This is a genomic window from Actinokineospora auranticolor (assembly GCF_002934265.1).
Taxonomy (GTDB): domain Bacteria; phylum Actinomycetota; class Actinomycetes; order Mycobacteriales; family Pseudonocardiaceae; genus Actinokineospora; species Actinokineospora auranticolor.
In genome coordinates this window covers 71,125-84,458 of sequence record NZ_PTIX01000019.1, presented here as the reverse complement: position 1 = coordinate 84,458, position 13,334 = coordinate 71,125, and the positions used below count along the sequence as shown (strand labels likewise).

Below are 13,334 nucleotides of genomic sequence, written 5' to 3'. Positions count from 1 at the left end.
GGTGGGCAAGACCGCCGACAAGAAGTCCGGGGCAGGCGCCAAGCCCGGGGTGGACGGCGAGTTCATCGCGGGCGGCAAGTCCAAGGCCGACGGCGCGACCATCGCCTGCGTCTACGCGCTGGCCATGACGGTCATCCCGGCCGCCCTGGTCATCAAGGGGCTGCCCATGGCCCTGGCCCCGGGTGTGGCGATCGGCCTGGTCATGGGCGTGCTGTGGTTCTGCGCGCAGATGGTGACCACGCTCGGCGTGGCCAAGGGCCGCAACGCGGCGCGGACCGCGCTGTTCCTGTTCACCACCTCGCAGCTGGCCACCTACGGCTACGCCACCTACGGCTACCTGCCCGCCGACGAGCTCGCCGCCGCCGACCGGACGCTGATCACGGTCATGGCCGTGGTCGCGGTCGGCATCGCGGTGATCGACGGCGTGCGCGGCCTGGACCGCATCGACAAGCTGCTCAAGACCATGGTCGTCGGCGCCACCTTCATGGCGTTCGTCGGCATCCTGCAGTTCCAGTTCGCCCTGGACCTCACCGAGTACCTGGTGCTGCCCGGGCTGCGGCCCAACGGCACGATGTCCTACGTCCTGGAGCGCTCCAACTTCCGCAGGCCGGCGGGCACCTCCGGCCACCCGATCGAGTTCGGCGTGGTCTGCGCGATGACCGTGCCGATCGCCCTGCACTACGCGCTGCGCGGGGTCGACTTCGGCGGGCAGAAGAAGCGGTGGTGGCTGTGCCTGGCCATCCTGGCCGTGGCCTCGATGCAGTCGCTGTCGCGCTCGGCGATCCTCGGCCTGGCCATCGCGGCGATCTTCATCGTCCCGGCCATGGCGCCCAAGCGCCGGGTCAGGGCGCTGTGGGGCATCCTCGGCTTCGTGGTGGCCATGCGGGTCATGGTCCCCGGCCTGGTCGGCACCCTGCTGAGCCTGTTCACCAGCATCAGCGTCGACCCGAGCGCGGAGAGCAGGCGCCGGGCGGTGGAGCGGGCGGGCAAGGAGATCCCCGAGCACCTGCTGCTCGGCCGGGGCCTGGGCACCTACCTGCCGGAGAAGTACGGCTGGCTGGACAACCAGTACCTGGGCACGCTGGTGCAGAACGGCGCCATCGGGCTGGCCCTGCTGATCTTCATCTACCTGGCGGGCATGTACTGCGCCTTCCGCGCGCGGCTGGCCAGCAAGGACCCGCGGATCCGCGACCTGGGCGTGACGCTCGCCGCCTGCATCGCGGTGCCGGGCATCTCCTCGGCCACCTTCGACCTGATCGGCTTCGCGGTGGCCACCGGCTACACCTTCCTGCTCATCGGCGCGGCCGGTGCGCTGTGGCGGACGGTCCAGGAGCAGCCCGGGGGTATTCCGCGACTGTTGCCCACTACGGCGCAACGCCCGAGGCGGTTACAACGACGACAACACCGGGGCTCCTCCTCGGCGCGGTCCGGGAAGGCCTCCGACGGGTCCGGGAAACCGGGCGAGCGCGCCGGGTCCGCCACGGACGCGCGCCGTTCCACCAGGTCAAGCAGCACCGCCCAGTAAGTCCACGTCGGCCACGAAACCGAGGTCCCCGCGTGTCCGCAGACGCCCCCCAGGCGCCGCAGCGGTCGAGCGCGCCCACCGAGGGCCCGCTAGACCCGCCAACCGAACGGGTGCACCCGCTGCCCCCGGCCGCCGGGCTGACCGAGGTGCCCGACCCGGCACCCGCGCCCGCCGCGGCGGGTGTGGGCGGCAAGGTCGGCCGCGGCTTGGCGTGGAGCATGCTCAACACCGTCGTGCTGCGGTTGGGCATCTTCCTGTCCGGGATCATCATGGCCCGGCTGCTCACCACCGCCGACTACGGCGTGTTCGCCCTCGCGGTGACCGCGCTGACCGTGCTCCAGGCGTTCAACGAGCTGGGGGTCAGCCTGGCGCTGGTGCGCTGGGAGCGGGACGTGCGCGAGTTCGCGGGCACCGCGATGACCATCGCCATCGCCAACTCGGCGCTGCTCTACGCCGCGGTCTGGGCGTTGACCCCGAAGTACTGCGAGTTGATGGGCAGCCCGGAGGCGGTGACCGTCGTGCGCGTGCTGTGCGCGGCGGTGCTCGTCGACGGCATCGCGGTCGTGCCCGCGACTATCCTCAACCGCGAGTTCCTGCAGCGCACCCGGTTCTTCTGCGACGCGGCGTCGTTCGTCGTGGTGACCGGGCTGACCATCACCCTCGGCGCGTCCGGCGCGGGCGCGATCAGCTTCTCGGTCGGCCAGCTGTCCGGGTCGATCGTGTCGATGACCTGCTACCTGCTGCTGTGCCCGGTGCGGGTGCGCCCGGGGTGGGACCGGGCGACGGCGCGGGAGCTGATCCGCTTCGGCCTGCCGCTGGCCGCGGCCAGCGTGCTGACGCTGTCGGTCACCCAGATCGACAAGATCATCGTCGGCGGGTTCACCGACGCGGCGGCGCTCGGGCTGTACCTGATGGTGTTCAACCAGTCGAGCCTGCCGCTGCAGATCTTCTCCGAGGCCGGGCGGCGGGTGTCGCTGGCCGGGTTCGCCCGCATGGCCGACAACAAGCCGCAGCTGGAACTGGCGGTGGCCCGCGGCGTGGGGCTGATGGTGGCCGCGGCGCTGCCCGTGTGCGCGCTGCTGGCCTGCTACTCCGCGCCGATGCTGCACGCGGTCTACGGCGACCAGTGGGTGCCCGGCGCGCAGGCGCTGCGGTTCCTGGCGATCCTCGGTCTGGCCCGCATCCTGCTGTTCATCGGCTACGACCTGCTGGTGGCGCTGGACGGCAACCGGGTGCTGATCTGGTTGCAGGGCCTGTGGTTGGTGGTGACCGTCGGCGGCCTGTTCGCGGGCGTCCTGCTCGACGGCATCCGCGGCGCGGCGATCGCCCAAGCCGCGGTGACCGCCCTCATCGTGCTGCCCGTCTTCGGCGCGGTCGTGGTCCGGCGCGGCATCCGGTTGGCGCCCGCGCTGCGGGCCTGCGGCAGACCGGTGCTCGGCGGCGCGCTGGTGGTCGCCTCGTCCTTCCTGGTCCGCGCCGTGTTCGAGAACTCGTGGTTGCAACTGTTGGTCGGCGGTCTGGTGGCCGTCGTTGTCTACCTCCCGGTGGTGTACCCGATGCGTTCGATGCTTCCCGGTCGATCGGGGGCGGCCGCGTGACCGCCCCGCTGAAGGACCGCAACGGCGCCTCCGCCGCCGTCCGCCGCGCCCTGCGGGACGCGTTCGGGCTGTGGCCGATGCACGAGGCCAAGACCAAGCTGCAACTCGGGCGGTACGTGCCCGAGCTGACCAGGTTCGAGGACGGCGAGGTGGCGCGGCTCGACCGCGAACTGGGCCCGCGACCGGAGACCCTGGTGGCGACGGTCATGCCGACGTTCAAGCGGCCCGGCCTGCTGCCCGCCGCGGTGGAGTCGGCGCTCGCCCAGACCGTCACCGACCAGCAGGTAATCGTGGTCGACGACGGCGGCGGCGGGCTGCCGACCCTGCCGGACGACCCGCGGCTGAGCGTGGTGAGCCTGTCGCGCAACTCCAAGGTGCTCGGCCTGGTGCGCAACGTCGGCATCCGGCTGACCCGCTCCAGGTACCTGGCCTTCCTCGACGACGACAACACCTGGCGCGAAGACCACTTGGAACAGACATTGGCTGTCCTGGGCCGCGGCGCCGACCTGGTGTACTCGGCCGTCGAGCGCCGCCGCGCGGACGGCACGGTCCTCGACGTGCTGTCGGAACCCTTCGACCGCAAGACGATGGTCGACGACTCGCCCTATGTGGACTCCAACTCGATCGTCCTGCGGCGCGCCGACGACGTGCTGTTCAGCCGGATCCCGAGGGTGAAGGCGACGCTGCCCAAGGAGGACTGGGAGTTCGTGCACCGCATGTCGCGCACCCGCGTCGTGCAGCACGTGCCGCACCCGACGGTCAGGTACCTGGTGAACGAGGACAGCTACTACACGGCCTGGAAGCAGGACTGAGCGGAAGGGGCCACCGACTCCGGGTCGGTGGCCCCTTCGCTATTTCCGGGCGATGTCCGACTTGGTGGCGAACCGCGTCATGTCGTCGACGGTCAGCGGGCGCTGGCCGAGCGGGGGCAGGTCGTTGCCCAGGTCGGTGCGCTGGCCGATCACGACGACCACGCCGTTGTCGTGCCGGTGGGCCACCCACTGCTGCACTCTGTCGTTCACCAGCACAACGGCCTTGCTGCCGACGTCCGCCACCGCGCAGTTGGCCCCGCCGTGGGAGATGACGTCCTTGACCACCGCGCACAGGTCCCTGGCCGCGCCGTCGACGACGTGCGCCTCCACCCCGCCCCACCGACCCGATTTGCCGATGGGGGCGGTCGCCCAGTAGTCGCGCGCGCCGCTGTCCAGCAGCTCGCTGCCGTGGGAGAAGGCGTTGTGGCCGTTGGGCAGCATGATGTTGACGTTCGTGGCGTTGTAGCCGTCGGGCACCGCGTCCAGCAAGTCCGCCAGCAGCGCGGAGGAGCGGGCCGCCGCCGGGTCGGCCGGACGGCTCGGCGACGAGGTGCGGCTGGTCGGCCGCGGCGAACTCGTGCCCCCTGTGGCGGCGTTGATCGGCCCTGGGGCCTGGTCGGTACCGCCCATGCCGGGCAGGAACACGGCCCCGACGGCGATCAGGGCGACCGCGACGGCGCTACCCGCCCCGGCGATCCGCGCCCGGCGCACCTGCTGGGCCGCCTTGGCCTCGGCCAACACGGCCCCCGCGTGCATCGCGGGCGGCGGGGTCGCGGTCTCCACGGTGCCGCGCAGAGCGCCGCGCAGCTCGAACTCGTCCATTGGTCCTTCCCTACAGAGTCACGGAGGCGGGGAGTTCGTCGCGCAGCAGGGCCAACCCGCGAGAGGCCTGGCTCTTCACGGTCCCGGTCGAACACCGGAGCACCCGCGCGCTCTCCTCCAGCGAGAGGTCTTCCCAGTACCGCAGGACCAGCGCGGCACGCTGCCTGGCGGGCACCCTGGTCAGTGCCCGCAGGAGAACGACCCGGTCCTCGACGGCGCCGGTCGAGGAGGGCAGGGAGGTGTCACCGGGGTCCTCGGTGACGGTCTCCCGGCGGAAGAAGCCGCGGCGGGCCTCGTCCAGGAAGGTGCGCACGAGGATCTTGCGCACGTAGCCGTCGAGCTTGCCCCGCTCGGCGACCCGGTTCCACACGCGGTAGAGCTTGATGAAGGTGGTCTGCACGAGGTCCTCGGCACGGTGCCAGTCCCCGCACAACAAGAAGGCGGTGCTGCGGAGGGTGGATGAACGAGCGGCGAAGTACTCGGTAAAACCGGTATCCCGGTCGTCCATCGGACCCCCTGCTGGTGCGGTAGCTACGGGGTACTCACGCTCGGGGGGTGGGGAAAGGTTGCACGGCAGTTCTCAGCTGCCTACCCAAGCCGCGCTCGCCCTGCCCACCCAGGCCATCTCGTAACCCGTCCCCACCCCGCCAAGCAGAACCCGCCACCCGCCGACGTGTGCCAGCCCGACCCACCACCTGACTCTTCGCGCCCCCGCCTTCTGCTCGATGGGGTGGAACGTCTTTGTGCGGGGGGACGGACCTGCCAAGCTCGCCCGCGGGTGGGGTGGCTTGCCCCTCCCCCACCGCTCTTCCCCACCGCAGGTTCGTAGGGGCCCTTGACCTCAAGGGGTCGTTGCGTTCGGGCGGGGGCTGGGCTCAAGCGGCGGTTGTGGGGGTGGCTGGGGGAAGAGAGAAGTGCGTTGGTGGAGCTAGGGACTCGGGCGGCGGTTGCGCGGGTGTTGGCGAGAGAAGTGCGATGGGTGGAGTAGGTGCGCGGCTTGGGCGAGGTGGTCTGGGAAGCGGCGCTGGGGAACTGGTCAGGCGGGTGGGGAGATGACCAGGCCCCGCCTGCTCCGAGAAGCCGGCGGGGCCTGATCGATCTATTCGCTGGTCAGATGCCTTCGCGCTGCCATTTCAGGACTCGGACGTGGTGGCGGACTCGGCGGGCTGGGGCGGTGAGGACCAGGGGGGAGAGGGCTCGGGCTCGTTTGGGGCCGAGGCGCTTGCGCAGTTGCAGCGTGTGCCACTCCGGGAGGTTCTCGATGTCCCCGTACGACTCGCGGGCGAACTCCACCAGTTCCTCTACCGGGTCGACCTCCGAGCGGCCCTTGTCGAACGCCCGACCCGCCCGCCTCAGCGCGTCGCGGGACAGGACCCGGCGGACTCGGCGGTCCAGGTCCGTCTTGTCCGCCAGGTGGTTGTCTTCGCGGTCGGTGATGGCCGTGTAGGCCGCGAGCCGTTGGCGGAGGTCGGCCACCACGGACGCGTAGTAGGCCGCCGACATGTTCTGGCCGTGCACCCGGTAGTACGCCTGGTCCACCCCGCGCAGGTAGCCGACGTCGGCGTGGAGGGCGAAGCGCATCCACATCTCGATGTCGCCCGTGTGGCGCAGTTCCGGGTTGTAGCCGCCGTACTTCTGCTGCATCGACGTCCGGACCACGACCTCCGGTGACGTGATGCACCCGTCACCGAGGGCGAACCGCCTGCGCAACCACGAGGGTCCGTTGTAGACGGTCCAGCCATTGTCCTCGGTGCGGGCCGTCGGTAGCGGCTCGCTGCCGTCCCAGTGCAGGGGGCGGCCGTAGACGAACCCGACCTCCGGGTGCGTGTCGAGCAGGCGGGTAGCCCGTCGCAACGCACCCGGGGTCAGGGCGTCGTCGGCGCTGAGCAGGGCGCAGTAGTCAGCGCTCGCCCAGTCCAGCAGGCCCTCGTTGTAGGTGGCGATGTGTCCCTTGTTCTGCTTGTGCTCAACCACGGTCACCCGGCTGTCCTGTTCGGACAACCCCCGGGCGACGTCGGCGCTGCCGTCACCGGAGCAGTCGTCGATCACGAGCACCCGGACGTCCACGCCCGGCTGGTCGAGCACGCTGCGCACGGCGGTCGGCAGGACCGACCCGTACTTGTAGCACGGGATCACCACATCAACGCTGGCCACTGGTCGCCCCCTAGGTCAGTCGGAGTTCGCTACGAAACGCTCGTCGCGAACACTGCGTCGACCCAGTAGTTCGTTCCGTTACCGGCGCCGCTGGGGAAGGCCCCGCCGGTGCCGTAGCGGTACACGCCGTTGGGGGCGCCCTCAGCGGTCGCGGGAGCCGTGAGCGGCCCGTTGACGTGGGGGTTGTTGAAGAAGCCCGCCGTGTACCCGTAGTGACCCGTGGAACCCCAGTAGGAGACGACGTAGGTCTGGTTCGCCGTGACCTGGATCGGGGTGCTGAAGGTCAGCGTCTGCCAACCGCTGCTCGTCTCGTTGCTGAACGAGCCGGTGGCCAGCAGGGCGCCCGCGCCGCTCCACAGGGTGCCGGTGTGGGTACCGGTGTCACCCGCGGTCTTGTAGAAGCGGACACCGGTGATGTACCCGTCCGCCGTCGGCGTGAGCCGCATGCCCAGCTCGACGGGCGAGTCGACCGTGGTGGTGGCCGGGGTGTCCGTCGGGCGGAACACGGTGCACGGGCACTGGCCCGTCGCGCCGGTGGTGAACGAGAACGTGTGCGCCGCGGGCATCAGGTTGCCCCACGCGTCCGCCGCCCGCACCGTGACCGTGAACTGGGCGTTGCCCGGCAGCACGTCGGTGGAGACGAAGGTCACGCTCTGGTTGTCCGGGGCGAACTGCGTGGTGCCCGGGACGGAGCTGCCGTTGCGGTTCAGGGTGAACTGCAGCGAGGACGGGTTGATCGCCTCGGAGAAGTTGACCGTGACGCCGTTGCCGGTCGGCACACCCGTGGCGCCGCTGGTCGGGGTGGTCGAGGTCACCGTCGGCGGGACGGAGTCCGCGCCGAAGGTGTCGACGATCGGGTCGACCCAGTAGTTGTTGGCGTTGTAGGTGCTGTTCGGGAAGCCGCCGCCGTAGACGTACACGCCGTTGCCGTTCACCGCGCCGGAGGCCGGGGCGGTCAGGATGCCGCGACCGGCGCCCTGGGAGGCGAAGTAGGCGTTGTCCACCGAGTAGTGCCCGTTGGGCGCCCGGTAGGAGGCGATGTAGGTCTGGCCCGCCTGGAGCTGCACGGGCGCGCTGAAGGTCAGCGACTGCCAACCCGAAGCGGTCTCGTTGGTGAACGTGCCGGTCGCGATGCGCTGGCCGCTCGAGGTCCAGATCGAGCCGGTGTGGGTGCCGGTGTTGTTGAAGTTCTTGTAGAAGCGGACGCCGGTGACCTTGGCGCTGACCCCCACGGTGAACTTGCCGCCCAGCTCGACGTCGCTGGCGTCCCCGGAGTCCAGGGTCCCCGGGGTGCGGGTGCCGAACAGGTTGCACGGGCACGGCTGGAGCGCGGTGCCGGTGGTGAAGTTCCACGTCTGGGTCGCGGCCAGTGCGTTGCCGAACCCGTCGGTCGCGAACGCGGACGCGGTGTGCAGCGTGTTGGCCGCCAGCAGGTCGTTCGGGGTGAACGTGACCTTCTTGTCGTCCGTGCTGACCACACCGGCGACCGGGGAGCCGTTGCTGCCGCCCGCCTTGAGCGTGAAGACCACGCTCTGCGGGTCGACGGCCTCGTTGAACGTGACCGTCACGCTGCCGTCGAGGTAGGCGCCGGTGGCACCGCTCGTGGGCGAGGTGTTGCTGACCAGCGGGGCCGTGTTGTCCGCGGTGTCGGTGGTGATGACCGGGTCGACCCAGTAGTTGCCGCCGTTGAACGAGCTGTTGGGGAAGCCCACCCCGTAGCGGAACACGCCGTTGCCGCCGGGCGTGGCCCCGGTCGCGGGCGCGGTCAGCGGGACGATGCCCGCCCCCTTGCCGACGAAGTAGCCCGCGTCGACCGAGTAGTGGCCGTTGGGCGCCGTGTAGGACGCGACGTAGGTCTGGCCGGACCGGATCTGCACCGGCGAGCTGAAGGTCAGCTTCTGCCAGCCCGACCCCGTCTCGTTGGTGAAGGTGCCGGTGGCCAGCTGCTGGCCCGCCGAGGTCCACAGCGTGCCGGTGTGCGTGCCGGTGTTGGCGGTCGCCTTGTAGAACCGGACACCGGTGACGGTCGCGTTCACCGAGGTGGTGAACTTGGTGCCGACCTCGATCTGCGCGGCGTCGCCGCCGTCCACGGAGGCCGGGGTCTGGGTGCCGAACAGGGTGCACGGGCACTGCTGGGCGCCCACGGTCAGGTTGCGCGTGAGGGTGGCGCCGAGGGTGGCGCCGTCGTCGGACGAGCGGACCTGGATGGAGACCGCGCCGAGCGTGCTCGGCGTCCACTTGTAGGTCCAGTTGTCCAGGCCGGTGGCCCGGTGGAAGGTCTGGCCGCCGTCGACGGAGACCTCGACCGAACCGACCTTGCCGCCGCCCGCGTCGACCGCGGTACCGGAGATGGTGACCTCGGTGCCCGCGGGGACGGTGCTACCGGCCGCCGGGGACGCGACGGTCACGGTCGGGCCGACGGTGTCGGTCGACTTGGTGGCCGTGATGAGGTTCGACATCTTCGTGGTCGGCTGCGCGCCCATGTCGGCGAGCAGGTTGACCGTGGCCTGCTGCATCGCCTGGCTCGGCGCCGGGCTGCTGGTCGGGCCGCCGTAGGGCAGCGAGTGGTGGTCGTCCAGACCCCAGGCCCACTGCACGGTGGCCGCGCTGAAGACCAGCGCCTTGCTGGCCGGGTCCCGGTACATGATCAGCTTGTGGTTGGCCGACCCGGCGCCGTAGAGGTAGCCGTAGTCGAGCAGCAGCTGGCCGTCGGCGACGTTGACGGTGGTGTCCGACAGCGGCACGGAGCCCGCCGGGCGGTAGCCGTTGTCCGGGTCGCCGTCCCACTCGTAGCCCAGGGTGCCCGTGGGCAGCGTGGTCGTGGTGGTGGCGGTGGCGATCGAGGTGTTGCGCCAGAACCGGTTGCGGCCGTAGGAGGCCGGGACCTGGATGGAGTCGGCGCGGTAGCCGTTGACGTTGAACAGCGTGCCGAGCAGCGCGTTCTCCGGGCGGCCGCCGTCGGAGGGCGGGGACTGCCGGGGGTCGCGCCAGGTGCCGGTCCAGGCCGGGTTCGGGTCGATCTTGGCGCCGCCGGGGGCCTTGGTCTCCTTGTAGCAGGCCATCGTGCGCAGCGCGGTGTTCGAACCGTCGATCGAGTTCTCGAACCGGGTCTTCCAGAACATGGTGTTGCCGGTCGAGAAGAACAGGTTCACGCCCGCGGCCTTGGCCGCCTCGATGCCCGCGCGCTGGGTCGCGTTGACGTACTCGTCGTGGCCCGAGGAGAGGTAGACCTTGTGGTTCTTGAGCAGGTTCGGGTTTCGCGTGATGTCGACCCCGGTGAGGTACGTGACGTCGTACCCGTTGCGCTCCAGGAACCGGATCATCGGGTACTCGGCGTTGAGCCAGTTCGAGGTACCCGCGTTGCGGTACGGCCGGTTGTAGCTGACCTTGAACGCGCGGCCGTCGGGGGAACCGGAGAAGCCGCCCTCGTAGAGGTTGAACTCGTTGATGCCCTCGCGGTCGCCGTACTTGTTGTAGGCCTGCCAGGTCTGGTCCGAGGTCTGCACGACGATGTCGGAGGTCGACGAGTCGTTGCGGACCACGAACGGGTACTGGGACGCGCCGTGGCCGTCGTTGCTGATGAAGTTCGCCACGTAGAAGCCGGGCACCGCGTTGGTCGCGGTCCAGGACGCCGAGACACCCCAGTTGCCGCAGTCGACCAGGCCGGTGTTGCCGTCGTAGGCGCACTGCGGCTGGTTCTGCGGGCGGGGCGCGGACGGCAGGACCGTGCTGATCCTGCGGGCGCCGCCGCCGTTGTAGTAGCCGACGCGGATGATGTCGATCTGGTAGTCGACGCTCGGCGTCTTGATCTTGAAGTAGAGCGTCTGGCCCGGCTGCACACTCGACTGGGTCGCGAAGCCCTCAATGTCGCCGTACGGGCTCTCGATCTTCCAATCGGTGTCGTCCGCGTACACGTCCGCCGTCTGCTGGTTCTCACAGGCGACGGCGCTCAGTCCGACGCAAGACGCGGCCGAAGCCGGTGACGCGGCGAACACGGGTAGTCCGACACTGGCCAATATTCCAACGAGGAGGACCCGCATACCGCGCGTTCTCCATCCCCGACCGCGTGCGTCCTGCATCGCACGGTCCATCCGAGCCTCCACGGTAAGTAACCGTATGTAGGGAATCAACTGCTGTTGGGCACCGAATAGGGGACGCGCGACAGGGTCCGCGGTTCCTATTTACCTCCACATCGTTACAGCGCCCCACCCCGTTACCCCGGTCAGGGGAGTGGGGTACAGCCCCTTGCCGGTAACGAAATGGTGACCGTCCCTACTGGACCACCCGCATTTGCGAAAGCCATTCCAGCCTTACTACGGTGCGTGACCGCCGATGTACCAGCCACTTGCCGGCTGACAAGCACCACGACCGGGATCCCGCCCGCTCCCGAAGGGGATTCGTATAGCGGCGACCAACAGTCCACACGCGACTCATTTACCGGTTGCCCCGGTTTGTGAGTGCGGTCACCAACAGCCGGTCAAGGGTTGGGAATCACCTGTTCGGCGCAGGGCGGGAACGTGGGAAACATGAAAAAGAACGCTGGGGAGTACACCTGAATCCGACCGACTAGCCGCATGGGGAACGCTTCTTGCCCCACAGCGCCCTACCCCGGACAAGCGGATGGCCGCCGCCCCGAAAGGGGCGACGGCCATCCGGAACGCTCTCAGGCCCGGGTGAGGCCCTTGTCCGCGCCGATCTCGACGAAGTCCAGCCCGCAGGCCGGGCAGTGCAGCGCCTCGTCGAGGCGCTCGGCGCACTCGCAGACCCAGCCCTTGCGCCGGGCCGGGTTGCCCGCCACGAAGGCGTGCGCGGGCACGTCCTTGGTCACCACGGAGCCCGCACCCGCGAAGGCGAAGCCGCCCACCTCGACGCCGCACACGACGACCGTGCCCGCGCCCAGCGTGGCGCCCCGGCGCACCACGGTGTCCACCAGCGCCCCGGGGCCCTTGCGGATCGCCGCGCGCGGCCGGAAGTCGTTGGTGAACAGCACGTTGGGCCCCAGGAAGACCTCGTCCTCGCAGGTGACCCCGGAGAACACCAGGGTGCCGTTCTTGACCGTCACCCGGTCGCCCAGCACCGCGCCGGTCTCCACGAACGCGCCGTCGCAGATGTTGCAGTCGCGACCGACCTTGGCGCCGGGGAGCACGTGCGCGAACGCCCAGACCCGGGTGCCGTCACCGACCTCGTCGCTCTCGCAGAGGGCCTTCTCGTGCACGAACACGCCGCTCATGCGCGGACCGCGTCCGCCAGCACCGACACCACGCGCTGCTGCTGCGCCTCGGTGATCTCGGGGAACAGCGGCAGCGACAGGATCTCGCCCGCCACCAGCTCGCTGTTCGGGAAGGCGCCCGCGCCCAGGCCGAGGTCGGCGAAGGCGCCGGTGAGGTGCAGCGGGGTCGGGTAGTGGATGCCCGCGCCGATGCCCTCAGCGTGCAGCTTGCCCAGCACGGTGTCGCGGTCGGCGACTCGGACCACGTACAGGTGCCACACCGGCACGTTGCCGTCGGCCACCACGGGGGTGGTCACGCCGTCGACGTCGGCGAGCAGCGCGGTGTAGCGGTCGGCGGCGGCGCGGCGGGCCGCGTTCCAGTCCGCGAGCCTGCGCAGCTTGGCCGACAGGACGACGGCCTGGAGGGTGTCGAGCCGGGAGTTGAAGCCCAGCACCGGGTGCTCGTACTTGCGCGGCGAGCCGTGCGCGCCCAGCAGTCGCACCCGCTCGGCCAGCTCGGCGTTGCCGGTGGTGACCGCGCCCGCGTCGCCGTAGGCGCCGAGGTTCTTGCCGGGGTAGAAGCTGGTGGCGGCGACGTCGCCGAAGGAGCCCGCGGTCTGGCCGTGCCGGGTGGCGCCCTGCGACTGGGCGGCGTCCTCCAGGATGGCGACCCGCTCGGGCAGCACCGCGCGCAGCTCCGGGATCGGCGCGACCTGGCCGTAGAGGTCGACCGGGATCACCACGCGGGTGCGGTCGGTGACCGCGGCGGCCGCCGCGTCGACGTTGATCAGCATGGTGTCGACGTCGCAGTCGACCAGGACCGTGGTGGCACCGGTGCGGGCCACGGCCTCGGCGGTCGCGATGAAGGTGTTGGCGGGGACGACGCACTCGTCACCGGGGCCGACCCCCAACGCGCGCAGCGCCAGCTCCAGCGCGTCGGTGCCGTTGCCGACGCCGACGCAGTTCGCCACTCCGGCGAACGCGGCGTACTCGGCCTCGAACGCGGCGACCTGCGGTCCGCCGACGAAAGCGGTCTTGGCGAGTACCTGGGCCCAGCCCTCGGCCACCTCATCCGCCACGGCGGCGTGCTGGGCGGCCAGGTCGACCAGGGGAATGTGGCCGGTCATGCGGCTCTCCTCAAATGGGCGTGACGACTTGATCGGTCTTATCGACTTCGAAGAACTCATCGCAACAAGGGACGACTTTGCTGCGCC

At 70.3% G+C, this 13,334-nt stretch carries 9 protein-coding genes; 3 read left to right on the top strand and 6 right to left on the bottom strand.

All coding sequences use genetic code 11. From position 1 onward, the window contains the following. The first annotated feature begins 1 nt into the window (after window position 1). Genes CLV40_RS27475 through CLV40_RS27465 form a run of 3 tightly spaced genes read left to right on the top strand, consistent with a single transcriptional unit; the run spans window position 2 to window position 3,935 of the window. Window positions 2-1,525, top strand: coding sequence for an O-antigen ligase family protein (locus CLV40_RS27475; RefSeq protein ID WP_245931601.1), 1,524 nt, complete (start codon window positions 2-4; stop codon window positions 1,523-1,525). Window positions 1,526-1,557: 32 nt separating this feature from the next. After that, window positions 1,558-3,123 (top strand): oligosaccharide flippase family protein, encoded by a 1,566-nt coding sequence (locus tag CLV40_RS27470; RefSeq protein WP_104481891.1) that lies wholly within the window; start codon window positions 1,558-1,560, stop codon window positions 3,121-3,123. Beyond that, window positions 3,120-3,935: a glycosyltransferase family 2 protein gene (locus CLV40_RS27465; RefSeq protein ID WP_104481890.1), complete on the top strand. Its 816-nt coding sequence runs from the start codon at window positions 3,120-3,122 to the stop codon at window positions 3,933-3,935. The genes CLV40_RS27470 and CLV40_RS27465 overlap by 4 nt, the downstream gene beginning before the upstream one ends. A 39-nt stretch (window positions 3,936-3,974) precedes the next feature. Here CLV40_RS27465 and CLV40_RS27460 read toward each other — a convergent pair whose 3' ends face one another. The 6 genes from CLV40_RS27460 to CLV40_RS27435 form a co-directional block, all read right to left on the bottom strand. Then, window positions 3,975-4,757: a hypothetical protein gene (locus CLV40_RS27460; protein WP_104481889.1), complete on the bottom strand. Its 783-nt coding sequence runs from the start codon at window positions 4,755-4,757 to the stop codon at window positions 3,975-3,977. Window positions 4,758-4,767: 10 nt separating this feature from the next. Further along, window positions 4,768-5,265, bottom strand: coding sequence for a SigE family RNA polymerase sigma factor (locus CLV40_RS27455; RefSeq protein WP_104481888.1), 498 nt, complete (start codon window positions 5,263-5,265; stop codon window positions 4,768-4,770). A gap of 602 nt (window positions 5,266-5,867) precedes the next feature. Then, window positions 5,868-6,911: a glycosyltransferase family 2 protein gene (locus CLV40_RS27450; protein ID WP_104481887.1), complete on the bottom strand. Its 1,044-nt coding sequence runs from the start codon at window positions 6,909-6,911 to the stop codon at window positions 5,868-5,870. Between the two features lie 29 nt (window positions 6,912-6,940). Continuing rightward, window positions 6,941-10,906: a DUF4082 domain-containing protein gene (locus tag CLV40_RS27445; protein ID WP_104481886.1), complete on the bottom strand. Its 3,966-nt coding sequence runs from the start codon at window positions 10,904-10,906 to the stop codon at window positions 6,941-6,943. Between the two features lie 668 nt (window positions 10,907-11,574). After that, entirely contained in the window at window positions 11,575-12,141 is a 567-nt protein-coding gene (locus CLV40_RS27440; RefSeq protein ID WP_104481885.1) for an acyltransferase, read from the bottom strand. After that, on the bottom strand, window positions 12,138-13,247 hold the full coding sequence (locus CLV40_RS27435) for a DegT/DnrJ/EryC1/StrS family aminotransferase (protein ID WP_104481884.1): 1,110 nt from the start codon (window positions 13,245-13,247) through the stop codon (window positions 12,138-12,140). Before CLV40_RS27435 ends, CLV40_RS27440 begins: the two co-directional genes overlap by 4 nt. Window positions 13,248-13,334 lie beyond the last annotated feature (87 nt).

Coding starts and splice junctions, on each gene's coding strand:
- CLV40_RS27455 (WP_104481888.1), bottom strand. CDS start 5,265: ATGGACGACCGGGATACCGGTTTTACCGAGTACTTCGCCGCTCGTTCA.
- CLV40_RS27460 (WP_104481889.1), bottom strand. CDS start 4,757: ATGGACGAGTTCGAGCTGCGCGGCGCTCTGCGCGGCACCGTGGAGACC.
- CLV40_RS27435 (WP_104481884.1), bottom strand. CDS start 13,247: ATGACCGGCCACATTCCCCTGGTCGACCTGGCCGCCCAGCACGCCGCC.
- CLV40_RS27440 (WP_104481885.1), bottom strand. CDS start 12,141: ATGAGCGGCGTGTTCGTGCACGAGAAGGCCCTCTGCGAGAGCGACGAG.